Origin of the sequence: Pedobacter sp. WC2423 (assembly GCF_040822065.1) — a bacterium.
GTDB lineage: Bacteria > Bacteroidota > Bacteroidia > Sphingobacteriales > Sphingobacteriaceae > Pedobacter.
Genome location: NZ_CP162005.1, coordinates 2,137,972 through 2,161,555 on the forward strand (window position 1 = coordinate 2,137,972; position 23,584 = coordinate 2,161,555).

Annotated in this window: 23 protein-coding genes and 1 riboswitch; of the genes, 7 read left to right on the forward strand and 16 right to left on the reverse strand. The window is 39.6% G+C overall.

All coding sequences use genetic code 11. The annotated features are described in order from the left end of the window. Positions 1-20 precede the first annotated feature (20 nt). Positions 21-196, reverse strand: a riboswitch (cobalamin riboswitch). 39 nt (positions 197-235) lie between these two features. From AB3G38_RS08550 to AB3G38_RS08565, 4 genes are read right to left on the reverse strand one after another with little or no spacing between them, the layout of a single operon-like run. Then, on the reverse strand, positions 236-772 hold the full coding sequence (locus tag AB3G38_RS08550; RefSeq protein WP_367868075.1) for an AAA family ATPase: 537 nt from the start codon (positions 770-772) through the stop codon (positions 236-238). 7 nt (positions 773-779) lie between these two features. Beyond that, entirely contained in the window at positions 780-1,715 is a 936-nt protein-coding gene (gene cbiB, locus AB3G38_RS08555; RefSeq protein WP_367868076.1) for an adenosylcobinamide-phosphate synthase CbiB, read from the reverse strand. Continuing rightward, positions 1,700-2,713 carry a histidinol-phosphate transaminase gene (locus AB3G38_RS08560; RefSeq protein ID WP_367868077.1) on the reverse strand — a complete coding sequence of 338 codons (1,014 nt, stop codon included), beginning with the start codon at positions 2,711-2,713 and terminating at the stop codon, positions 1,700-1,702. Before AB3G38_RS08560 ends, cbiB begins: the two co-directional genes overlap by 16 nt. Before the next feature lie 4 nt (positions 2,714-2,717). Beyond that, positions 2,718-4,196, reverse strand: coding sequence for a cobyric acid synthase (locus tag AB3G38_RS08565; protein WP_367868078.1), 1,479 nt, complete (start codon positions 4,194-4,196; stop codon positions 2,718-2,720). Between the two features lie 328 nt (positions 4,197-4,524). Between AB3G38_RS08565 and AB3G38_RS08570 the strand changes: the two genes are divergently transcribed. The 3 genes from AB3G38_RS08570 (at position 4,525) to AB3G38_RS08580 (ending at position 9,018) form a co-directional block, all read left to right on the forward strand. Beyond that, positions 4,525-5,793, forward strand: a complete 1,269-nt coding sequence (locus AB3G38_RS08570; RefSeq protein WP_367868079.1) for a peroxiredoxin family protein — start codon at positions 4,525-4,527, stop codon at positions 5,791-5,793. A 288-nt stretch (positions 5,794-6,081) separates the two neighbouring features. Further along, the gene (locus AB3G38_RS08575) at positions 6,082-8,004 is read left to right on the forward strand and encodes a gliding motility-associated C-terminal domain-containing protein (RefSeq protein WP_367868080.1); all 1,923 of its coding nucleotides are present in this window, start codon (positions 6,082-6,084) and stop codon (positions 8,002-8,004) included. Between the two features lie 3 nt (positions 8,005-8,007). Beyond that, positions 8,008-9,018, forward strand: a complete 1,011-nt coding sequence (locus AB3G38_RS08580; protein WP_367868081.1) for a type IX secretion system membrane protein PorP/SprF — start codon at positions 8,008-8,010, stop codon at positions 9,016-9,018. Between the two features lie 76 nt (positions 9,019-9,094). Here the strand turns inward: AB3G38_RS08580 and AB3G38_RS08585 are convergent, their stop codons facing one another. Continuing rightward, entirely contained in the window at positions 9,095-10,288 is a 1,194-nt protein-coding gene (locus AB3G38_RS08585; RefSeq protein WP_367868082.1) for an inositol-3-phosphate synthase, read from the reverse strand. 381 nt (positions 10,289-10,669) lie between these two features. On the opposite strand from AB3G38_RS08585, the gene AB3G38_RS08590 reads away from it, so the two are divergent. After that, positions 10,670-11,044 (forward strand): VOC family protein, encoded by a 375-nt coding sequence (locus tag AB3G38_RS08590; RefSeq protein ID WP_367868083.1) that lies wholly within the window; start codon positions 10,670-10,672, stop codon positions 11,042-11,044. Positions 11,045-11,046: 2 nt separating this feature from the next. Here AB3G38_RS08590 and AB3G38_RS08595 read toward each other — a convergent pair whose 3' ends face one another. Beyond that, complete coding sequence (locus tag AB3G38_RS08595) at positions 11,047-11,634, reverse strand: DUF4136 domain-containing protein (protein ID WP_367868084.1); 588 nt, start codon at positions 11,632-11,634, stop codon at positions 11,047-11,049. A 302-nt stretch (positions 11,635-11,936) separates the two neighbouring features. Between AB3G38_RS08595 and AB3G38_RS08600 the strand changes: the two genes are divergently transcribed. Beyond that, positions 11,937-12,623 carry a DUF4397 domain-containing protein gene (locus tag AB3G38_RS08600; protein WP_367868085.1) on the forward strand — a complete coding sequence of 229 codons (687 nt, stop codon included), beginning with the start codon at positions 11,937-11,939 and terminating at the stop codon, positions 12,621-12,623. 137 nt (positions 12,624-12,760) lie between these two features. Here the strand turns inward: AB3G38_RS08600 and AB3G38_RS08605 are convergent, their stop codons facing one another. The 7 genes from AB3G38_RS08605 to AB3G38_RS08635 form a co-directional block, all read right to left on the reverse strand. Then, complete coding sequence (locus tag AB3G38_RS08605; protein WP_367868086.1) at positions 12,761-15,067, reverse strand: TonB-dependent receptor; 2,307 nt, start codon at positions 15,065-15,067, stop codon at positions 12,761-12,763. A gap of 166 nt (positions 15,068-15,233) precedes the next feature. Then, positions 15,234-15,602: a hypothetical protein gene (locus tag AB3G38_RS08610; protein ID WP_367868087.1), complete on the reverse strand. Its 369-nt coding sequence runs from the start codon at positions 15,600-15,602 to the stop codon at positions 15,234-15,236. A 53-nt stretch (positions 15,603-15,655) separates the two neighbouring features. Continuing rightward, positions 15,656-16,441 carry an SDR family oxidoreductase gene (locus AB3G38_RS08615; RefSeq protein ID WP_367868088.1) on the reverse strand — a complete coding sequence of 262 codons (786 nt, stop codon included), beginning with the start codon at positions 16,439-16,441 and terminating at the stop codon, positions 15,656-15,658. Positions 16,442-16,460: 19 nt separating this feature from the next. After that, positions 16,461-17,318, reverse strand: a complete 858-nt coding sequence (locus AB3G38_RS08620) for a fumarylacetoacetate hydrolase family protein (RefSeq protein ID WP_367868089.1) — start codon at positions 17,316-17,318, stop codon at positions 16,461-16,463. A gap of 8 nt (positions 17,319-17,326) precedes the next feature. Further along, positions 17,327-18,091 carry an SDR family NAD(P)-dependent oxidoreductase gene (locus AB3G38_RS08625; protein ID WP_367868090.1) on the reverse strand — a complete coding sequence of 255 codons (765 nt, stop codon included), beginning with the start codon at positions 18,089-18,091 and terminating at the stop codon, positions 17,327-17,329. Between the two features lie 10 nt (positions 18,092-18,101). Then, positions 18,102-19,766, reverse strand: coding sequence for a UxaA family hydrolase (locus AB3G38_RS08630; RefSeq protein ID WP_367868091.1), 1,665 nt, complete (start codon positions 19,764-19,766; stop codon positions 18,102-18,104). Position 19,767: 1 nt separating this feature from the next. Then, positions 19,768-20,100 carry an L-rhamnose mutarotase gene (locus tag AB3G38_RS08635; protein ID WP_367868092.1) on the reverse strand — a complete coding sequence of 111 codons (333 nt, stop codon included), beginning with the start codon at positions 20,098-20,100 and terminating at the stop codon, positions 19,768-19,770. 146 nt (positions 20,101-20,246) lie between these two features. Between AB3G38_RS08635 and AB3G38_RS08640 the strand changes: the two genes are divergently transcribed. Then, on the forward strand, positions 20,247-21,125 hold the full coding sequence (locus AB3G38_RS08640) for an AraC family transcriptional regulator (protein ID WP_367868093.1): 879 nt from the start codon (positions 20,247-20,249) through the stop codon (positions 21,123-21,125). Here AB3G38_RS08640 and AB3G38_RS08645 read toward each other — a convergent pair whose 3' ends face one another. The 3 genes from AB3G38_RS08645 to AB3G38_RS08655 all read right to left on the reverse strand — a co-directional run bounded on the left by AB3G38_RS08645 (position 21,126) and on the right by AB3G38_RS08655 (position 22,398). Continuing rightward, positions 21,126-21,299, reverse strand: a complete 174-nt coding sequence (locus tag AB3G38_RS08645; RefSeq protein WP_367868094.1) for a DUF6496 domain-containing protein — start codon at positions 21,297-21,299, stop codon at positions 21,126-21,128. Between the two features lie 113 nt (positions 21,300-21,412). Continuing rightward, positions 21,413-22,099, reverse strand: a complete 687-nt coding sequence (locus tag AB3G38_RS08650; RefSeq protein WP_367868095.1) for a lipid-binding SYLF domain-containing protein — start codon at positions 22,097-22,099, stop codon at positions 21,413-21,415. 149 nt (positions 22,100-22,248) lie between these two features. Continuing rightward, positions 22,249-22,398 (reverse strand): hypothetical protein, encoded by a 150-nt coding sequence (locus AB3G38_RS08655; protein ID WP_367868096.1) that lies wholly within the window; start codon positions 22,396-22,398, stop codon positions 22,249-22,251. Between the two features lie 116 nt (positions 22,399-22,514). On the opposite strand from AB3G38_RS08655, the gene AB3G38_RS08660 reads away from it, so the two are divergent. Next, positions 22,515-23,582, forward strand: coding sequence for a sensor histidine kinase (locus AB3G38_RS08660; protein WP_367868097.1), 1,068 nt, complete (start codon positions 22,515-22,517; stop codon positions 23,580-23,582). Positions 23,583-23,584: the final 2 nt, after the last annotated feature.

The window sequence follows — 23,584 nt, forward strand, 5'->3', positions numbered from 1 at the left end:
TAGCCTTTCTTCCGAAAGCATTTAATAACCAGTCATAAGGCAGGTCTTCTGACTTCCTCAAACTTGCGACCTTCCCTTCTTTTCGAAAGTGGTTATAACAGCAGTTCAATAACGAGGTTTACAGCAGCGGAGACTGTTCCGGATTTGCGCCGGGATTCCCTTAAAGCATATTACAGCCGGCTGTTCAAATTTTCAAACAGCTATTCCATAAACATGCAGCCTTAAGAGTGCAAACCTAGATAAAATCGAGGATAAATGCAACGCGTGCTGCCGGGGAGTTTCTGGGCACATCGATCAGCTCAAATCCACAGGTCATATAGGCCTTCCTGATAGCTTCATTAATGATAACGGCTTCTTCAAAGGTTTGCCAGCGCTCACTGTCATTCACATAAATAGCTTCCCATGGTGGCAGTATAAAAACCTGTTTATGATAAGGATGGAGCGATAAAGCGGTATAATATTCTTCCGGAACGGGAACTCCAGCTACGTTCAGGTAAGCAATGATGTCGGGAATGCCACGGTCAAAAAAAGTAATTGCAGCTGTAGGGGCACTATTCCATGAAAAAATCATTTCGTTCAGGACTTTGGCCGAAAAGCAGGAAATATCTATCCAGGGCAAACAAGATGATCCTTTCTCCGTTTCGCGGATAATCATTTTCCTGGATACTTCTTCAGCACAAAAATACCCTTGTTGCTGCAATCCTTTAATCAAGGTTGTTTTCCCTGAACCCGGGCCTCCGCTAATCACATATTTTGGTGCTGGGCTGGTCATGGAATATTCAGAGCTGAAAGAAATATATACTGATGGACAAGACCATGAGCAAACAGACACCCTGATTGATGCTGCTTACGATTTTAAATTCTTCGTGTCTGATTTCGCGGCTATTGGTACCGATAAGTGGTTTGTCAACCAAAATACCATGGTAAACGTTCGGACCTCCAAATTGAACATCCAGTATCCCGGCGAGTGCAGCTTCCGGATAACCAGCATTCGGACTTTTATGCTGATGTCCATACTTCAGCACATATTGCCATCCACGCATACTAAAAGTTACCATCAGCATCAGTATGGTCGTTATCCGTGCAGGAATGAAGTTTGCAACGTCATCCAGACGTGCTGCAAATTTCCCAAAATATTCATACCTGTCATTCCTGTAACCGATCATAGAATCCAGTGTATTAATCATTTTATAGGTAAGCATACCTGGGATACCGGCTATAAAATAAAAAAACAGCGGTGCAATGACGCCGTCACTCAGGTTCTCTGACATGGTTTCAAACACAGCTATACGGATCTGCTGCTGGTCCAGGTTTGAAGTATCACGCCCTACGATACGGGATAAGCGTTTCCGCCCGGCTTCGAGCCCTTTATATTTTAAAGTATCAAAAACTTGTTTTCCTTCTGTGATCAGTCCCTTATTTGCCAGTGCATAATAAACAAAGGCAGTGGCAAAAAGAAAATATACCGTTACACTGTGGCTCAGCATCAAATGGATCGCTCCGTAAAAAACTAAAAAGGTTACGGAACATAAAATCAATACCATCAGCATTCCTTTCAAAAACCTGAATCTCCCCTGATTGAGGTGTTTTTCACCAAAAGCGATCAGACTGCCAAAAAATCGGACAGGATGAGGTAATCCTTCAGGATCACCAAATATCAAATCCAGCAGATAACCTGCAAGCAAGGGAATGACAATAATTATATAGTTTTCCATTCAGCTAAAGCATTAATCAGCAATTGATTTTTATTTTGACTTAAAGTCGCGATACGGATATGTTTTTCGGTTAGTCCCCTGAAATTCCCTGCATCACGGATCAATATATTAAATTCTTTTAGTAAAAACTGTTTTAATAGCGCAGCTGTATGCTGATTTGTACGCGCCAGAAAAAAATGAGTATGACTAGGATAGATTTTCAATGCACTGCTCTCCAGCTTCTTTGTAAATTCTTCCCGGTCTGCTAATAATTGCTGAACAGGGATTTGTATCGTTTGAATATGATCAAAAATAAAATGTCCGGCTGCTATAGCCATTGCATTTACTGCCCAGGGTAATTTAAAAGACCTTAACCGGTTGATCAGCGCAGTACTGGCCGCAATATAACCTAACCTTAAACCTGGAATAGCATAAGCCTTGGTCATCGAGCGTAAAACAATCAGGTTATTGTATTTTTCAATCAGCGTCAGTACCGAAGTAATCGATACCGTAAATTCAATAAAAGCTTCATCAACAATGAAAAGCACACCAGGATGTTGATGGATTAAGGCTTCCAGCGCTTTAAAAACAGCTCCGGTAGGATTGTTTGGATTGCAGATAAACAACAGCCCGGTATCGCCGGAAATCCCTTTCTCCAGCTCGTCCCAGTTCAATAAACATAACTGATGTCCGAATAGCTTGCAAGCATCTTCATATTCCGCAAAAGCAGGAATCGTTATCGTTGTTTTTCCATTTTTAAAGGCCTGTGCAACCAGGTATATACTTTCTGTACTCCCATTGGTCACTAATATATTTTCGGATTTAAAGCCATAAAAGGAGGCTATCTTCTGCGTGAGGCTTTCTGCCAGTACTTCAGGATACCGCTGTACGTTGTCCCATTGTCTAAAAAGGTATTCTTTTAATCCGGCCGGAGCCCCTCCATGCCATACGTTCGTGCTAAAATCGGCCGCTAATGTTTGCTGATGTAAATACCCATCATCTCCGTGTCCCTGAAACATTTGATTAATCTTTTAAGTGTTGATATACCTGTTCAATATCCAGGTTTTCTCTTAACAATGCAGCTAATTTGTCGTATTGTTCACTGCGGAATTGCAAATAGTCGACATAGGGTACTTTCAAATCGGTATACGGAGCTACCAGATCATTGATCACAATCTGGTTATCCAGAATACCATGCAAGTAAGAACCCCAGCATTTTTCTGATAAAAAATAACCATCTGTATGTTTTCCATCCAGCCAGGCAACGGGCTGTTCCGCGCCATGAACTCTGGTCTCTCCCATATGGATCTCATATCCCATACATTTTTCAGCGCAATCACGGTAAGTAAAACTACATTGCCTGGTGGTTTTTTCATGAAGTAATACAGTTTCCACAGGTAAAATACCTAGTCCTTTAACTTCCCCTGCGGCAGACTCTATTTGCCCGGGGTCTTTAATTGTTTGTCCCATCATCTGATAGCCTCCGCAGATACCGATCACCGTCTGTCCCATTCGATGGGCCAGAATAATCGCTTCTGCAAGACCGTTATTCCGGAGTTCAATCAGATCTTCAATTGTATTTTTACTACCGGGCAGCATAATAATATCTGCCTGGGCAATTCCTTCACTGGTATGGGTATAATAAAGATTAATACGGGTATCTTTATCCAGACGATCAAAGTCAGTAAAATTAGACATCCGGCTTAACAGCACTACCGCAATATTAACTTTACCTGGAATGGGTTGATTTCTTTTCAGTTTCAAAGAAACGGCATCTTCTTCTTCAATAAAAATATCCTTGAAATAGGGAATAATTCCAATCACAGGAACCCCGCATAAATCCGCTATCATTTGCTTTCCTTCCTTAAAAAGATCCGGATCGCCACGAAATTTATTGATAATAATTCCTTTGATACATGCTTTTTCCTCTGGTTCCAGCAGCTGCATTGTCCCATAAAGACTGGCAAAAATGCCCCCTTTATCAATATCTGTGACCAGGTAAGTTGCCGCGCCCGCAGCTATTGCCATCCTCATATTGGTAATATCTCTTTTTTTAAGATTCAGTTCAGAGATACTCCCCGCTCCTTCCATTACGATAGGTGAATAGCGTAAAGCCAGTCTTTGATAGGCCAGTTTAACTTCTTCAAAAAGTGTAGCGCGATCATTTGATAAAAAGTATTCTTTAGCGCTCTGGTTTCCTATTGATTTCCCGTTCAGGATTACTTGTGCGGTCTGATCATTTGTTGGTTTGAGCAACACAGGGTTCATATCGGTATGACATGGAATTCCGGCAGCCTCTGCCTGCACAGCCTGTGCACGTCCTATTTCCAGGCCTTCGGGAGTAGCATAGCTGTTAAGCGACATATTTTGCGCTTTAAATGGCGCAGGTGTATAACCATCTTGTTTAAAGATCCGGCAGAATCCGGCAGTAATTATACTTTTGCCTACATCAGATGAGGTTCCAACAAACATAACTGGTCTGAGCTTCCTTTGATTTTCCATGATTTGCAAGCTTACACAATTTATCAGAGCTTAACAATGCAATCTTCTGAAAATGCAGCCTGGAGAACAGCCAGTTCTTTCCTTCAGCAAATGGATAAGAATTACTGCCGGGATCCTGAAAATAATCATTAGGTTACGTAATTAAGAGTTGGTAAAAATGTCATTAAAAAATACAGGTTCACAACAAGTATTGAAAGCCCTTGGCTTTAATTTTAAAGGAATTCATGAAGGCATGTACCAATGGGAATTACGGTCTGTAATGATAATTTGACGATAGTCTTACTCTATAGAATTAGTAGATTTTGATTACATATAGTATATTTGCCCCATGATGATAACAATCGATCAGAAATTAATTAAGCATATGTACAAAAATACCCTTGTGATAGTTTTATTCACTCTTTTAGCTATTGGTGCTTCTGCACAGACTGTTCTTCAGCATGGAGCCTGGCGCGCGGCACTTTTAAGAAATGATGGAAACAAGATTATTTTCAATCTTGATATTCAGCGGCAAAAAGGAAAAACAGTATTCTATATTGTGAATGAACCTGAAAAAATGCTTGCCGAAGATGTGACTATTGTGAAGGACTCTGTATTTATTAATATGCCGGTTTTTGAATCTGCTTTCAGGTTAAAGATCATCTCCAAAGATAGCCTTTCAGGCACATGGATCAGAAAGACAACATCAAAAGATATTGTTATGCCGTTTACTGCAACCACCAAACAGGCTTACCGCTTTCCTGCGGTTCATGGAAATGCTACTGAAAGTGCCGGTGGTAAATGGAAAATTGATTTTACCAGAAGTCATAATTCTGACCGGGAAGCTATAGGGCAGTTTTCGCAAAAAGGAAACCAGGTTACCGGCTCTATCCTTACCCCTTCTGGTGATTACCGCTATCTTTCGGGAATAGTTACAGGAGATTCACTTCAGGTCTCAACTTTTGATGGTATTCATGCGATGGTATTTACCGGTAAAATTAACAAGGGAAATATTACAAATGGTAATTTATATAGCGGCCCGGTTTCAAAAGAAATATGGACAGCAAAAAAGGATGATCAGGCAGCATTATCCACTGAGCAGGTTACCAGGCTTAAAGATGGTGAGGATGGGAGTTTAAATTTCAGCTTTCCTGATATTGATGGCAAACAAGTTTCAATTACTGATCAAAGATTTAAAAACAAAGTTGTGATTATACAATTGATGGGCTCATGGTGCCCTAATTGTATGGACGAAACAGCATTCCTAAGTGAGTATTACGATAAGAATAAGCAAAGAGGCGTAGAAGTTATTGGACTTGCTTACGAGTACACTACGGATGTTAAACGTTCTGCGGCCAGTATACGCAAATTTCAAAAAAGATTTAAGGTGAAATATCCTTTACTGATCACGCCTGCAACGGTTTCTGATTCTTTACGTACAGAAAAAACATTACCGCAGCTCACAGCAATTAAAGTGTTTCCAACTACATTGATTCTTGATAAAAGTGGAAAAGTAACAGCAATTACAACTGATTTTTACGGGCCTGGTACCGGAGATTATTATACAAAATACAAGGAAGCTTTTGAAAAAAAGATTACTGAATTACTTAAAAAATAAACGCAGGAACCAGTTTGATAGTTATTGTTTAAAACGGGCCATGATTTAAAACCTCATGGCCCGTTTTTTTAGAGCTATAAGGAGTGTTTCACCACCCTGAGGAATATTGGCTAAAAACTCTAAAGTCAACATTTTTGTAGAATTCTCAATACTATAATGTTTTAGCTTAGCTTTTTTAGCACATTTCACCGTATTTTATGCTATAAAAAACTACAAATGAGGGCATTATGCACAAATTATATTCATAAATTTTATCATTAGATTCGGTCGGATTTAGAAAAAAAAGACTTGATATATATACACTATTGTAGATTATTTAAATATAAATTTTTATATATTTTTCTTATATATAGTTGTGTCGCTTTACCTGAAAAATCTTTTGCCCAGATTTGCACAGGTAGTTTTGGTGACCCGGTTGTCAATATTGATTTTGGAAGGGGTACGGGGAATTTCGGCCCCTCTTTAGGCTCCAGTACAAATTATCTGTATGTTGCTTCATTGGGCCCTGGCGATGGTTCTTATACGATTGTTAAAAAAATTGGCGGCGGAGCATGGTTTACCACGGTCAACCATACCCAAAATGATCCGGATGGTTATATGATGATGATCAATGCCAGCAATCAACCAGGCGTCTTCTATGAAACAGCAATCGACGCAGATTTGTGCCCGAACAGTACTTATGAATTTGCAGCCTGGGTAACCAATTTATTGACTTATACAGGCAAAAAACCTAATCTTACTTTTTCAATATTGACCCTGGATGATCAACTTTTAAAAACTTACACTACCGGTGATATTCCGGAAACCTCCGTATCTACCTGGAAACAGTATGGATTTTTATTCAGGACCAGTAATTCGACAAAAGTTAAAATCAGGATTGTAAATAACGGACCGGGCGGTGATGGTAATGACCTTGCACTGGATGATATTACTTTCAGAGCCTGCGGACCAAAAATCACTCCGCTTACAGACAATACCAGTCAGACAGAAAAGACGATTTGCGAAGGAAACGGAGTGGTACTGTCTGCTACTGTTGAGGGATCACCAACTTTACAATATCAGTGGCAAAAAATGGTGAATGGCCAGTGGGCAGATCTCAATGGAGAAAATACCATACAAATTAACCTGACTGCAGGGTCTTTACAAGCCGGGGATTTTCAATATCGCCTGATGGCAGCGGAGGCTTCAAACTTTAATTCACCAGCTTGCAGAACGACCTCACCGCCAATTACCATTCACGTAAAACCTCTACCAAAACCGGTCGTGGTAGCTGAGCAGACCGTTTGTGAGGGAAATACGATTCAGCTGGATGTAACTGGTACAGATGGCCCATATTCATGGTCAGGACCTGGTAACTTCAGCTCAGCAGAAAAATCACCCGTTATTGCAAATGCTACCCTCAGCCGTGCCGGAGATTACCAGGTAACCACAACGCCTGGCAATTGTACAGCTTCTGCAAAAATCAAAGTGAATATACTGCCAGCTCCCATTCCGGCTGTTGATGTTCCGGCACCGATATGCGAAGGGGCTTCAGTTGTGCTTCATGCAACCGGAGGAATACACTATAAATGGACACCGGCAACTGGCTTATCCGCAACAGATATTGCTGATCCGGTCGCCTCTCCTGTTCAGACTACTTTATATACGGTCACAGTTTCCAACGGTGGTTGTGAAAAGCAAGCAACTGTAAACGTAGAGGTGTTAAAAAAAATAACCGTCAGCGCGGGCCGCAACCGGGCAATTATTGAAGGGCAAACAGTTACTCTGGAGGGCCAGGTATCGGGAGATCATGCCAAATATTTATGGTCACCCGCTGATTACCTGGATGACCCGGCTCAATTAAATCCTGTAGCCGCCCCGCCACACGATATAACTTATACCTTAACTGCATGGTCAGAAAACGGTTGTACAGGTGGCGCTCAGGACGTTGCTATTCATGTACTGAAGAAACTCGTGATTCCAAATACCATTACGCCAAATGGCGATGGTATTAACGATATATGGAATATAGCCGCACTGGATACCTACCCTGCTGCTACAGTTTATGTGTTCAACAGATATGGGGGAAAAGTTTATTCCGGAACCGGCGATAGAAAAAGCTGGGACGGGAGATATAATGGAGCATATGTACCTGCAGGGGTTTATTATTATGTGATTGATTTACATGATGGCCAAAAAGTACTTTCGGGCTCTTTAACGGTTTTAAAGTAATTTATGAGAACAGTATTCCTGATATTGACAGGTGTTTTTCTTTTTAAAGTAAGTAACGGCCAGCAGCGGCCTCAGTATACGCAGTATATTTTTAATAATTACCTGCTCAATCCGGCACTTTCTGGTATAGAGAATTATACAGATGTAAGAGTAGGTTCAAGAGTACAATGGGCCGGAATCAACGACGGCCCGGTCACTTCTTTTTTTTCTGTTCATGCCCCATTAGGCAAGCAGTATTTGTATGGAAATTCAAGTTCTTTTGCAGAAAAAGGAGCAAATCCTATGGAACGAAGTTATCTCCAGAATTATATGGCTGCTGAACCACATCACGGAATTGGCGTTTTCGGAACATTAGACAAAGCAGGCCCGGTTAAAACACTGGATATTAAGGCTAGCTATGCTTATCACCTTGGATTGAGTTCGAAAATGAATTTAAGTGTGGGGGTAGCTGCCGGGATTTCAAGAATTTCACTGGATATTTCAAAACTGAACCTTGAAAATAGCGCCGATCCTGCAATTGCTCCAGGTTTTAACAGCAGAACACAGCCTGATCTTGATGCAGGGATTTGGTTATATGGCCCTGATTTTTTTGCAGGTGTATCCGTTCAGCAGTTACTGAACAAACCGCTTAGCTTTTCTGACTCCCAGGCGGCTGTTCAGGGGAAACAAGTACCACATCTTTTTGTTACTGCCGGTTATAAGTTTTTCCTGAGTGAAGAGGTTTCAGTAACGCCTTCAGTTATGTTAAAAAAAGTCCAGCCTGCGCCTTTGTCAGCAGATCTGAATTTTAAAATAGCGTTTAAGGATAAATTATGGATTGGCGGAAGTTATCGTCCGCAGGATGCAGTCTCTGCGATGGCAGGCTTTAATATCAATTCGCTGTTTGTGCTGAGTTATGCTTATGATTTTACAACCTCCGAACTAGGTGCTGTGAGTAAGGGTACACATGAAGTCGTATTGGGTATTTTACTGAATAACAGGTATAAGGTCACCTGCCCGCAGCGAAACTGGTAATCCTTAAATTCTTTATTAAAAAAAACGGCCCGGACTTTAAGGTCCGGGCCGTTTTTTTATCGCACAATAAGTGCAGTTATTTTTTTAATTGTTTTTTTGTTGATGCTGTTAACTCACGTTTAGCCAGTGCATGACATTCGTAGATGGCATCGCTGAACATCATTTGCTCTGGCGGGGTTTTCTGAGTAGAAGCTGATGGTCCTCTAAGGGCACCTACCAGGCCTAATTCTCTGGCCACATAAACGTATCTGATGGCATCGATAACTACTCCGGCAGAGTTAGGAGAATCCTGAACGGATAGCTGAGCATCAAAGATTACAGGAGCCCCCATAAAACCTTCTAATTCCAGACGGAAGTTAGCAACTTTATTGTCTCCGTAATAAGCAATATATTCTGAAGGACCTGCATGAAGGAAACTGTCTTCTGTAGAGATACCTCTGATATCGTTCTGTGCACGGATTACATTTTCTTTAGAGATCTTTTTAGATTTCAGACGGTTTTTGTCTTCCATATTAAGGAAGTCAGTATTTCCACCTACATTTCTTTGAATGTGAGCTTTCACATGGTGACCTCTTTCGAAAGCAAGCTCCTGAAGCATCTGAGAAACGATACTTGCACCAAACTGACTGCGCATGTCATCTCCGATGATTGGAATACCAGCATCGATAAATCTTTTCTCCCATGCAGGATCTGAAGCAATAAATACAGGGATACAGTTCACTAAAGAAATACCTAATTCAATACAGATTTCTGCATAGAATTCTGTAGCCAGTTGTGAGCCAACCGGAAGATAGTTGATCAGCACTTCAGCTTCATGTTTACGCAATTGCGCAATAATTTCTACACGTAAAGCAGTTACCTGAGCCTGATCATAGGTTACGCTATCGATCAAAATATCAGTATTTTTCAATTCGTCTTTGATGACGAACCTGTTAGCTTCAGGATAAACAGCCATTTGCGGAGATACACCATCAATAACTGGTGATCTGTAAATAGGAGCTTCTGATGCGATGTCAGCATTCAATATGATTGTACAATTTGGCTTCGCAAAAATGGCGTCCTTTAATGGCTGACCGATTTTTCTTTCATCTATATCAAATCCGCAAACGAATTCAATATTAGCTGCTTTATATCCACCGATATCATTAGCCATCAATCCTGATGTCTTTTCTGCGTGTTTAGTGTAAAATTCCACGCCTTGTACTAATGAGCTGGCGCAATTACCTACGCCTAAAATTGCAACTCTGATTTTCTTTCCTTGGTTGTGCATTGTTTGAACTTGGGTTATTCTAAATTTATCAGACGGAGAGCTTAAAGGCAGAATTCATCCATCTAAATCTCCGCAAAAATAGAAATCCGATTATTATTTCCAGTATAGTTTTGGGCAATATAGAGATAATTATGATAAGATGATTAAATTTTACATTCTGACAACTTTAAGAACATAGTCAGTTTTTATGAAAAGGTTAAAAGCTATACATTTCTTATCTTTATACATTTATTGGCTATAACATTAAATTCATCTTTTTTACATGTATCTTAATAAGATTTCCGGCTATTGGCAGGAATAAAAAACTGCTGGTCACCTTATTTGTTAAGTTGATTAGCTTGCCACATCAAGAACAGCAGGTATAACGAAAAAATTACGTACATGAATAATTATCAGGATCAACATACGATTCTCTCCTATCTGATGCTCGAAAATGCAATAGCATTTATTGAATTCGCTAAAATAGTCTTCAATGCGGAGACAAAGTCATTAATTATAGCACAAGATAACAGAACAGTTTTGTCTGCGGAAATTAAAGTCGGACATAGCATTTTACTACTTTCAGAGGCCGCAGATAAATATGGAAAGGCAGTCGGTAATTTTTTCATTTATGTGGGAGATGCAGATGAAACATTTCAGCGGGCTATATTCCATGGGGCTTCTGTAGTCACTGAAGTAGCGGATATGGATTACGGAAGATGTGGAGGTATCCAGGACCCTTTTGGTAATACCTGGTGGTTAACCTCCACTACTTAATTTTACTGGGGCAGTTTTTTAAATATATTGCCGATAACACCGGGGATTTCATTAATTGCTTTTTCAGGATTATTGATTTCTCCTTCTGCCCAGCCTCTCCAGATTACTTTAGATGATTTACGATCGATAACATCAATCATAATACTATTGGCTTTAATTCTTATACTTCTTTCTCTTTCACCAACATAAATTGGCAATGGGTTGTAGTAGGAATAGTAATAAATCCGCCTTCCACCGTAATAAGAAACACGTGGAAGTATTCTTGATGGAGGGTTATAGTAAACGGGGTCTGTATAGTCTTTGATTTCTTTATTGACTACCGCAGTATACCTGAGTAATAAGTCAGGGTTATTGCTTTGCAGGATAAATCCTCTGTTTTTCATTTCCTGACTAGCCGATTCTACAATCTTATCTGTAGCTACATCATTATTGTAAATAGAGGTTGATTTTGATTTTCCCTCGGGTATCCAGGCAAAGGTTTTATATTTTGCGGGATCCAGTGGTTTACGGGCCACAGCGTAATAGTTGTAAGAGGAACATCCTGAAAATACAACGGCTGTAATAAACAGTATTAAAACTAGCTTTTTCATGTTCATATCATTTAATATTAAACACAGGGGTATCAATAATTTTGTTGATGCCTTATAGACCTGGGTTGGGTGTCAAGGTTTAATGTACACTATTTAGTACACTTACTTTTGCAAATTCCAAATCACTCCCAATAGTTTTAAATATTATTTAATGAACATATAAAATTCTGATTATCTGATAAATAAATTTTAATTTTTAGACTTTATCTGGCGTGTCATGTGCAGCGGATTAATTGTTGTCAATGCTAAATCGTAACAACAATGTTATTAAAAATTAATTACCTACTTAATTTATTCAATTTATGAAAACAAGATCATTTTTAAAAAACTTATTGAAGGGGACTGCTATTTTATCTCTTGCGGTATTGGTAACTTCTTGTAAGAAAAACGATGTTGACAGTTCGGGTTCTGCAAATGTTAAAGTTGTAAATGCGTCACCATCGTCTCCGAATCAGGGGTTTTACCTGGCTAATACGGCAGTGGTAAGCGGAGGGTTATCATTTGCAAATGCATCGGCTTATATTTCTACCAATTCTGGTAATAACCTGGTAACTGAGTTTAGGAGTGATGGTTCTTCAACGGCTTATGCAACGGGTAAAGCGGATATTAGAAATGGTTCTAATTATACGGTTTTCTTAGCGGGTGATGGCCAGGCTGCAAGAGTGAAAATTTTTGAGGATGACAGAAGTGCTCCTGTTAGCGGACAGGCTAAAGTAAGGTTTGTTCATTTGAGTGATGGAGCTCCGGCTAATATTGATATCAGACGTTCTTCTGGTGAAAATTTAGCTGCAAATCTTGGCCGCGATGTAGCAACAAACTTTACGACGATAGCTCCTGGAATTTTATCACTTCAGGTTTTTGGTGCTGGTCAGTCTGCAAGTTTGGGAAAATTTGATTTAACAGCTTTTGCTGCTGATAAAATTTACACGGTTTATATTACCGGGTCTACTGCAAATTCAATTTCGGTTCGCCAGATTACGCAGGAATAGGTTTTCCATTTTTCCTTAAAAAAAACAGACCTTGCTGTTTCAAGTCGACGCCCGCCTGTAGGGGCGGCCAATGTCTTGAAACAGCAAGGTCTGTTTTTTTAAGGTTCTTCTCATTTGAAGGATCCATTCCTGGTTTCTTAGAAGAAATATTTTAAGTTCAGGCCTGCGTAACCGTTTCTTTTAGGGGAAGGATTAAAGTAGGATGGTTGCGCTCCGCTATAGCCTACTGCATTTAAGGATAGAATTGAACTGTAGGATTCGTTGAAAAGATTATCAATGCCGCCGTAGACGTTAACTTCGAATACTTTTCCTAATCTTTTTTTATAACCTGCTTTCAGACCGGCTATTTGATAAGATGGGTTATAGTCTGTATTTTTATCATTTAATGGCATTTTATCATTGTAGTAATAATTCAGATAACCGTATAATCCAAAACGAGTTTCCAGGTCAAGACCTGCACTGATTACCCATGGTGAAACTCCGGTTAATGCATTTCCATTGTACGATGCGGTTACTGCATTATTCGCACCCAGAATTTGATAATCTTTGAATTTGAAAGCTGAATAGGTTAAGGCAACGAAAGGTCTTAAACTGGCTATTTCCTGGTTATCTTCTGGTTTCAGGATTTGCCATGATAAAGCAAGCTCTGCTCCGTTATGGGTTGTTTTACCTGCATTGTTATAAATAGTAATGCCTTGTTGTACGGATTGTCCGATCAGCTCTCCTTTCATATCCATTTTGAATACAGAAAAGTCATAGCTCAGGCGCGAATTCAGCAGGTTACCTTTGGCATTGATTTCATAGTTTATTGCTTTCTCTGCTTGTAATGTGGGGTTGATTGAGCCGTCCACATTTTTAACTTCTGAGCTGGATGGCGGGGAAAAACCGGTACTTATGCTTCCGTGCAGACTCAGGGCTTCAGAAAAGTTATGACTGATGGCAATCCTTGGGGTTGCTTGTGGTTTAAAATCTTTTATTCCGCTTTGTGCTGGTACCAGATAGTTGGAGACATCGTATTTCAGGCTATTGTAGCTTAAGCCTAAGGTCAGCAACGTCTTTGGTCCCAGCTGTGTCTCTGATTGATAAAATAAGGAATAGAGTGTATTGCGGTAATCTATATTTCCGCTAAGGGCTCCTTCGGTACCTTTGTTATTGACATATTGGGTGCCTTTAGTCAGGCCTTCGTTAAATTCTGCACCTACGATAAATTTAGTGGGCAGTGCGGAGAATCCGGGGTTATAGGTGAAGCTGGTCCTTCCGCCATAACTTTGATAATAGTTCCTGAGGTAGGCATAAGGCAAGGGGTGATTCAGGTCATAGGAATAGGTAAATACACTGGTGCTGTTTGACAATTGATCATTGATTTGATACTGTTGTCCTAAGCCAACCCTGGTCCAGGTTTGATAACGTCCGGCTTGTTTATCGAGGTTGCTTGCATTGGCTTGTAAGGGGTTTGCAGCCACTTGATCAGCGGTCAGTGATCCGGGAATTTGTGAGTATTGTGTTGTTCTGTTCAGTAAGAGTGTGATGATCCGTTTATTGCTTGGAAAAAGCTGAAAGTTACCGGATAAGAATCTGCGCATGTCGTTGCTGTGATCTCTGTAGCCGTCATACTCCTGCCACCCATAGGAAACATAACTGTTAATTTTATCTCCGCCGTTGCGGTAAGTGGCTGCCAGTCGATGTAATCCGTAACTTCCTGCCAGGCCTGAGGCTTCCAGACTTTGTTCCTGGTAGGGAGAGCGTTGTAATTGGAAATTGATTACTCCACCTGTTCCGGCACCGTAAATACTCGATGCAGGCCCTTTGATTACTTCGGCCCTGCCGATGCTGTTTACGTCTAAAGCTTCAATACGTGTTGTTCCATCGGCTTCTGTAACTGGAATATCATTCAGGTAAACTTTTATGTTCCTTAATCCGTAAGAGGATCTGACACCGTTTCCACGAATCGAAATCCTGGCTTCTGAGAGTGTACTCTGATCCATTCTTACCCCCGGGATAGCGTTCATTGCAGACTGAAAGGAAAGACCACTGCCACGGTTAAGGTCTGCACTGGTAATCATCCCGATAGAACCGGCAGTTTCCTTCTTGGTACGGTTTCCGGCAAAACCTGTTACACGTACTTCGTTTAAGCTGGATTCATCAGCATCGAGCTGGATATTCAGGCTCCCTTCTTTTTTACTATAATCAACTTCCTGTGGTTTGAAACCGACAAGAATGAATTTATAATGTTGATCGGGGGTAGTATTTTCGATTTTAAAGTATCCATTTTTATCAGATACAGTCAATAATTTATTATCGGATGTTTTGATACTTACACCGGCAAGGGCCTGCCTGGTTTGAGAGTCATATATATTACCGGTTATAGGTTGGTTCTGTGCCTGAACATGCTGCTTAAAAAAGGCTAAACAAGCCAATAGCAGGATTAATCTGAAGAGTTTCATTAATTGCAAAATTATAATTCATATAAATATTGCCCGATATGCTTCTTCACTATGATTTGATAACTAAATTTCAAATCATAGCAAAAAGGTGCAGATCAGGATGTCATACCAGTTTACCTGAGATTTCAAAAAAATCAACAAGGTTCCGGTTTCAATAAGAATAGAGTTATACGCGCGGGGGCTGAAAAATCTCAGCAGCATATGCTGGCAGGCGAAAAGGCAATTCTTCCTTATACGCTTGAATGACAAGGATCGTATAAGGATTTAAAGATAGTTTCTCAACGACTACACCTAATTGGTACAGGCTTCTTTGAGTTTCACGTTCTCTGCTTTTTTCCTTTTGCTCGGCCTGTTTTAATTTACGCATCAGGTAACATTTACCATTGCAGTGCATTTGCGGCTTATCACGGTTAATACAGAGTTTGGAGACGATATAGTTCTCGTTCAGCTCAAACCCTGCCTGCACAAAAACCTGGCTAAAATTAGCGGTCAGTGTGGTAAAAATCAGCAGATGTACAAGAATGCTTCTGAACATTTTGCAAATATAGAAATCTTAGGAGCTGTTTACAGCTTCTGTTGTAAAATATCTCAGGAACTGATGGACCGGTCCAGATGAACATACCCTCCGTCCACATAAACCAGCTGACCTGTGGTATGACTTGACCGCGGGGAAAGCAGAAAGACAACCGTATTGGCAATCTCTTCTGTGGTAGTCATCCGCTGTTCAAGGGGAATTTTAGCCGTAATATCTTTCAGCTTTTTTTCGGATTCTGGCAATGAGCTGATCCAGATTTGATAGAGTGGAGTATAGCATTCAGCTACAATCACCGCGTTTACCCGGATATGATAAGGCAATAATTCTACAGCCCATTCCCTGGTCAGTGCGTTTCTGGCGCCATTGGATGCAGCATAGGCCGAAGTGCCTCCCTGACCTGTATCTGCGACTTTTGAACTGATATTTACAATTGAACCTTTGCTTTTTTTCAAATGCGGAAGTGCATGATGAGCCATCAGGTAATAATGGATCACATTCTTATGCAGACTAGCTACAAAATCCTGATAATTCCCATTCTCCAGGCCTACCCCATCATTCACTCCGGCATTATTGACCAGACCGTCTATCCGGCCAAAAGTATCGATAATTGTGGTAATGGTCTGTGCTGCAATCAGCGGATCTGTCAGTTCTGCAACTACCTGGAAGGCTTGTTTTCCTTCGCTGATAATTTCATTGACGAGTTTCAGGTTATCAGTTTCTTTTCTGCCAATAACGACAGGAATTGCACCTTCATTTGCCAACTGGCGAACTATTCCTTCGCCAATCCCTTTTGCCCCGCCGGTAACAATGACTATTTTATCTTTTAATTGCAGATCCATTATTGATTATTAAATGATATTAATTTTTAACATAAGCTTTAACTTCTTGTCTGGAAGTTCCAAGGCCATCAATACCCAGTTCCACCACATCACCAGCTTTCAGGTAGATGGGCGGATTAAATCCAAGTCCGACGCCGGCAGGGGTTCCTGTAGAAATTACGTCTCCGGGAAGTAAGGTCATGAACTGGCTTACATAAGAGATTACAAATGGAATAGTAAAAATAAAGTTGGAAGTATTACCGTCCTGCATCGTTTTGTCGTTTACTTTCAGCCACAAGCGTAATTTATTGAGGTCACCCAGTTCATCAGGAGTAGCTAAAAATGGACCTAAGGGCGCAAATGTATCGCAGCCTTTACCTTTATCCCAGGTTCCGTTCCTTTCGATTTGAAATTCGCGTTCTGAAACATCATTGTGTAAGGTATATCCGGCAACATAGTCCAGGGCTTCAGCTTCTTCCACATAAGATGCCTTTTGACCAATCACTACTGCAAGCTCCACTTCCCAATCTGTTTTAACAGAGTTTTTAGGGATAATGATTGCATCATCCGGTCCGGCCAGTGCTGTAGTTGACTTCATAAAAATGATAGGTTCAACTGGTAGTGGTGCATTGGTTTCTTTAGCGTGGTCTGCATAGTTTAATCCAATACATATAATTTTGGATGGACGTGCAATTGGGGAGCCTAAACGTTCTGAGTCTGGGATTGTAATTAGTTTACCGGCATTTGCTTTGACAAATTCAGCTAACCTGTCCAGTCCGTTATGCTCAAAAAAATCTTCATTGTAATCGCCGCCGAAAGCAGAAGTATCATATTTAATATCATTGATAATCACACCTGTCTTTTCCCGGCCGGCAGCGCCCCATCTGATTAATTTCATAAGTATCTTTAGTTGTTAAGTTTTATAAATCCTCCATCAACAGGATAATCGTTCCCTGTAATAAATCCTGATTCTTCTGCGCATAGATATAAAGCCAGCGCAGCTACCTCTTCTGGCCTTCCCATTCTTCCAATCGGCTGGCTTTTAGATAATTTCTCAAATACTTCTGCTTCCTGTCCGGCATAGTTCTTCGAAATAAAACCATCTACAAAAGGAGTATGTACTCTTGCTGGAGAAATACTGTTACAACGGATACTGTCTTGCAGGTAGTCACGTGCCACAGACATAGTCATGGCATAGATCGCCCCTTTACTCATGGAATAAGCAAACCTATCGGTTATACCTACTACAGCAGCTATAGATGCCATATTCAAAATCACCGGACTTTTACTTTCTTTCAATAAAGGAATAGCAGCGAATAAAGTGTTATAAGCTCCTTTCACATTCACAGCAAATACCTTATCAAAATCTTCTTCGCTTGTCGTATCAGCCTTGCCAACATGTGCTATACCAGCGTTGTTCACCAGGATATCTACTGCGCCAATCTGATAAAAGATATCCAATACCTGGTTCTGATTACTTACATCACAACTATGTCCGCGGGCTTTACCATTATTTTGCTGAATTTCGCTGACAGTTTCTGCAGCTGCTTCTGCATTGAGTTCGATAATATGTACAGTTGCACCTTGTCTGGCAAATAGTGTAGCAATAGCTTTTCCTATACCGCTTCCTCCTCCGGTTACAACGGCTATTTTTCCTTCTAAACTAAACATATATTAAATTTTATAATGAAACACCTCTTTTCCATGGAATAAAATCATCTTGTCCTAATTCTACTGACTTAGGTTTGATACGTCCGCTTGCGACTTCAATTACATAATGCAGAATGCGCTCTCCTGCCTGTTCGATACTTTCCGTGCCTTCAATGATTGTACCGCAGTTAATATCAATAATATCAGGCATTTTATTAAATAAAACTGTATTTGTGGAGAGTTTAATCACCGGGGCCACCGGGTTGCCTGTAGGTGTTCCCAAGCCCGTGGTAAAAAGCACAATATTTGCACCTGAGGCTACTTCAGCAGTAGTACTCTCTACATCACTGCCTGGTGTACATAATAAGTTTAAACCAGGTTTGGTTACTTTCTCAGGATAATCCAAAACAGCAGTTACGGGAGAATTACCTCCTTTTTTTGCCGCACCAGCAGATTTTATAGCATCTGTAATTAAACCATCTTTGATATTTCCGGGAGATGGGTTTGCATAAAATCCAGAGCCTGTAGCTTCTGCCAGCGCATTATAAGTGCCCATTAATCCCATAAACCGGTTAGCGGTAGCTATATCTATACAGCGGTCACTTAATTCCTGTTCCACACCACATAGTTCTGGAAATTCAGCCAGAATAACACTTCCGCCCATAGTAACCAGCAAATCTGAAAGGTGACCAAGTGCCGGGTTAGCTGAAATTCCCGAAAATCCATCAGAGCCGCCACATTCCAGCCCTATACATAATTTAGATAAAGGCGCGGGTGTTCTCTCTTGCTGGTTAGCCAGAATTAAACCGGTAAATGTTTGTTTGAGTGCCTCTTGTAATAGCTTACTTTCAGTCCCTAGTTTTTGTTGTTCCAAAATGAACAGTGGTTTACTGAATTCAGGATCTCTTTTTTTAATTTCTGCTTCCAGAATACTGATCTGTGCGTGCTGACAACCTAAACTCAGCACTGTTGCTCCGGCTACATTTGGATGGGTAATATATCCGGCCAGCAGACCACAGAGTGCATCAGAGTCCATTCTTGTTCCACCGCAGCCCATATCATGGTTCAGAAACTTAATCCCGTCTATATTCGGAAATAGTTTACTGGCTGGTTCTGCTATGGCTGTATCATGCAGGTCGGCCTGCAAAATATCTTCTATACTTTTCCCTGTTTTATATAAAGCAATCAGACCATCTACTTCATTTTCATAACTCTTTGTCTTTTTAAAGCCCAGTTTATCAGTCAGCGCCTCTTTAAGAACTTCTACGTTTCTGTTTTCGCAAAATACAAGCGGAATCACAATCCAGTAATTGGCCGTTCCCACTGAACCATCTTTCCGGTGAAACCCCATAAAAGTCTTATCCTTGAAAGCTGTAGTATCCGGTTGCTGCCACGAAGTTTTTCTTTCTCCTAACTGATAGCCTTCAGCGGCATGTTTTACATTATCTACTGTAATCGGATGTCCGGCAGGAATCGCCTCACTTGCTTTACCCACCAACACGCCATACATGAAAATACTGTTCCCTTCAGACAGCTCATGTATGGTAAATTTGTGCTTGGCGGCTATCGGTGTGATAATATCAAAAGTAAGCGCATTAAACTTTACTTTAAATCCTGCTGGTAAGTCAACCAGCGCGACCAGTACATTGTCTGATGGATGGATTTGTATAAAGTAAGTTGTTTCTAAAGACGCCATATTATTCAAGTTCAAAAATCTGAGTCATTAACATCCATTTCTCTCCTGGCTTTGCTCCTGGTAAAGCTTGCTGATATTTCCACATCAGCTTTTCCCATTCCTGCACCTGCTCATTCTCTGCATCAAGGGCAGCTTTATACTCAAAGCTGAAAGTATCGTTCACTTCCATCCGCATCACAAGCCGGTTAGAAAAACGATAAATCTGCATCTTTGTTATTCCCGATTTTTTAATACTGGTATAAACCTCAGGCCATATTTTCTGATGACATTTTTCATATTCCCGTATTAATTCCGGATCATTTATCAAATCAAGCGTTAAACAATAGGTCTTCATTTATTTATTTTCAATTTTTCAGATCGTGTGTATCTTTGTTTATTCAAAGGAAAGTATTTTTGATTTTATTTATTTTATCATTTGAACGAAAGATTAAATGATTTTGGCATATTTACGTTTCATCAGCCATCATTTGTAACAAAAAAATGAAACCTCAACTCTTAAAAGCATCTCCTAATCCAATTCATTCTTTCAATGCCAGGCAGGATAATGTTCCTTATATTAATAACCGCTGGCATTATCACACTGAAGTGGAATTGATCCATTTTAAAAAAGGTAATGGTACCCAGTTTATTGGTGATAGTATTAAACGCTTCCGGTCTGGTGATGTGATTTTAATCGGTGCAAACCTGCCACATTACTGGAGATTTGATGATATCTATTTTGATGAGCAGCTTAACACGAGTGCCGATGTACGTGTTATCCATTTTAATGAGAATTTCTGGGGAGATGTTTTTCTCAATTTACCGGAAAACAAGCTGATTAAAACTACCCTTGAAAAAGCCAGAAGGGGAATTCAGATTGGCGGGCATATGAAAAACAATATCGGAGAATTACTGGAACAACTTTTACAGGCGGAAGGCTCAAAGAAGATCATATTGCTGATGGAAGCATTGACTGCGATTGGTAATTGCAATAAAACACGGCTACTTTCTTCTATTGGCTTTAAACATAATTTTGAAGACTCAGAAAATGACAGGATACATGCGATCTATGAATTCTCTTTAGCCAATTTTAAACGCAAAATACAAACGCAGGAGGTAGCTGATATTGCCCATGTAAGTGTAAATTATTTTTGCAGATATTTCAAGTCAAGAACAAGAAAGACCTATTCTCAGTTCATCAATGAAATAAGAATAGGTCATGCTTGTAAATTGTTAATTGAAAACAAGATTAATGTGAAGCAGATTTGTTATGAAAGCGGCTTCTATAATTTCGCCAGTTTCCATAAATATTTCAAGTCTATTACGGGAAAAAGCCCGCTGAATTATCAGCGTGAATTTTTGAGCGACCGCCAGGCCTGATTATTTCTTTTTCGGTACTTTAGCTCCTGCTTTTCTTGCCTCAGAAAGCCCGATCGCTACTGCTTGCTTTTTAGAGGTCACTTTTGCCCCGCTTCCTGATTTCAATTTACCTTCTTTCAGCTCATGCATAGTTTCTTCAACTTTCTCACTTGCTTTTTTTGAATATTTAGCCATGATCTTAACATTTAATTTAAAAACAGGGCTATAACCAATATCCAGGATATTTAGTTTAAAAAAAATTCCCGGATGTAAGCTACAGCCGGGAATTTCTTACAATTTCCTGCAAATTATTTTTGCATGCTTGTCAAGGTCGATTTTAATTCTTTAACGATGGCTGAAGAATTGTCAGCTGCTTCGAATATTTTATGTGCGGATATTGCTTTTCCATAAAAACCAGTGTTCGATGGCGCATCTATAGCCAGGGAAGCTCCGTTTAAAGAAATTCCTGCAAAAAGACCTTTACTGCGGGAATACGAATAAACTTCGGCCTCTAGTTTATAGTCCGTATTTGCAGTCGAGTTCCTGCCTACAGGGCCAGCAGCGACAGAAAGGTCACCACCAAGCGTAAAACTGCTCTTTTTAATATCAGTCAGACTATTACTGTGTTTGAAGACTAAAACAAGATCCACTGATTGTACCCCAATCTGTGCACCTATACTGCCTCCGGTAATGGTTACAAAAACAGGATTACTCCAGGTACCATCAGCACGTTTAACCATCGCAACGCCTTTACCTCTTTTTGCCCCGATTACAAAACCTGCGTTGATTAATTTTGGTACTACAATAATCCCCTGGGTAACAGCCAGTAATTCTGAAGGAATCGATTCCTTCATCTTACTAAAATCAGCAAGAACTTTTGTTGCATCTTTTACTTTCTTTTCTTCCTTTTCCTGCGCATTAACCGAAGCGCTTAAGAATAAGCCTGCACATAAAAGAAGCGCAACTTTTAACTTCGATAATTTTATCGTTTTCATAATAGAACGGATTTGATTTGAATTCATAATTAACTGTAAACAGTTAATCAAATTCAGAGCCAAGATTAATTACAAAAAAAAAGAGCATCACTAATTTAACATTAATGATGCTCTTTTTTTATTGATTGATCTATCTTACCATACTCCAATTAAAGAAAACTACTCACCGTATTTGCCAAAGTTTCACCTGGCCAGGTTGTATCCGTTGGCAAATCGTTCCTCACCTTTTTCTTAACGATAGTAATCTCGTATAATGGAGTTAACTTTAATTTCAAAAGAGTTAGTTTGTTTCTTTTCATAATAATCGCGCTTAATTTTTATAATTATAAGCGTATTGTTTAATAAGGCAAAAGTTATTACACGAACTCACATAATGTCGGGGTATATCATCATATAATCTCTTATATTTGAAATAATGATTTTTCCGCCAACCTCAAAAAACTTCAAACTTTACCGTACTCACGCTTTTGTATGGGCGTTGTTTATTGGCTATGAATCTCTTCTGATATTTTTGCTTCATCAACCTTCTAACTCGATTATAGACTATATTTTTGTCTATGCTATTAATATAATTTTCTTCTATTTCAATACTTATATCATCTGGCCATTGATCTATAAAAAACCCATCTATATTGGGCTGGCATTTATTATCATGGAATTAATAGGTTATTTGATATTAAGATATGCTATTGCATGGCTTTATGTTATCATTGGAGCTTCAAACGTATTGCCATTCACGATGAGTTTAGATTTCATTGCCAGAATCACCTATCGGTTCATCTATTTTTTCGGACTTAGCACGGCGTACTGGTTTGCTTTAAACATCATTACTCAACGTAAAGAAATTACTGATCTGGAGAAAAACAAGCTATTAGACCAGGTTAGCAATCAACAATTGGAAAAAAGACTTATTGATTCTGAGGTCGCTTATTTAAAATCTCAGATCAATCCTCATTTTTTGTTTAACACCTTAAATTTCCTCCATAATTCAGCGATAAAATCAGCCCCTCCGCTCACTAAACCAATACTTTTACTTTCTGATATTATGCGTTATGCATTAACGGAAATACCCCAGAATGGAAAAGTAGACCTTTCAGAAGAAATAGAGCAGATTGCTTCTTTTATAGACTTAAATCAATTTAGGTTTGATCATAATTTACAGTTATCTTTCACCATTATAGGGAATACTGCTAACCTTCAGATACTTCCCCTGATTTTATTAACTCCTGTTGAAAATGTTTTTAAATATGCGGATCTTAAAAACACAGAACATCCGGTAAAAATCAATCTGGAACTTAATAATAATGAATTGCAATTTACCATTAACAATAAAAAAATAAGAACCAGAAAACCTATTCAAAGCCATGGTATAGGTCTTAAAAATTTAAAACTAAGGCTTGACGCGTATTATCCGGATACTCATGAAATTCAAATCATTGAAACAGCAGATGATTATACGTTCAAGCTTCAAATAACTTTATAACC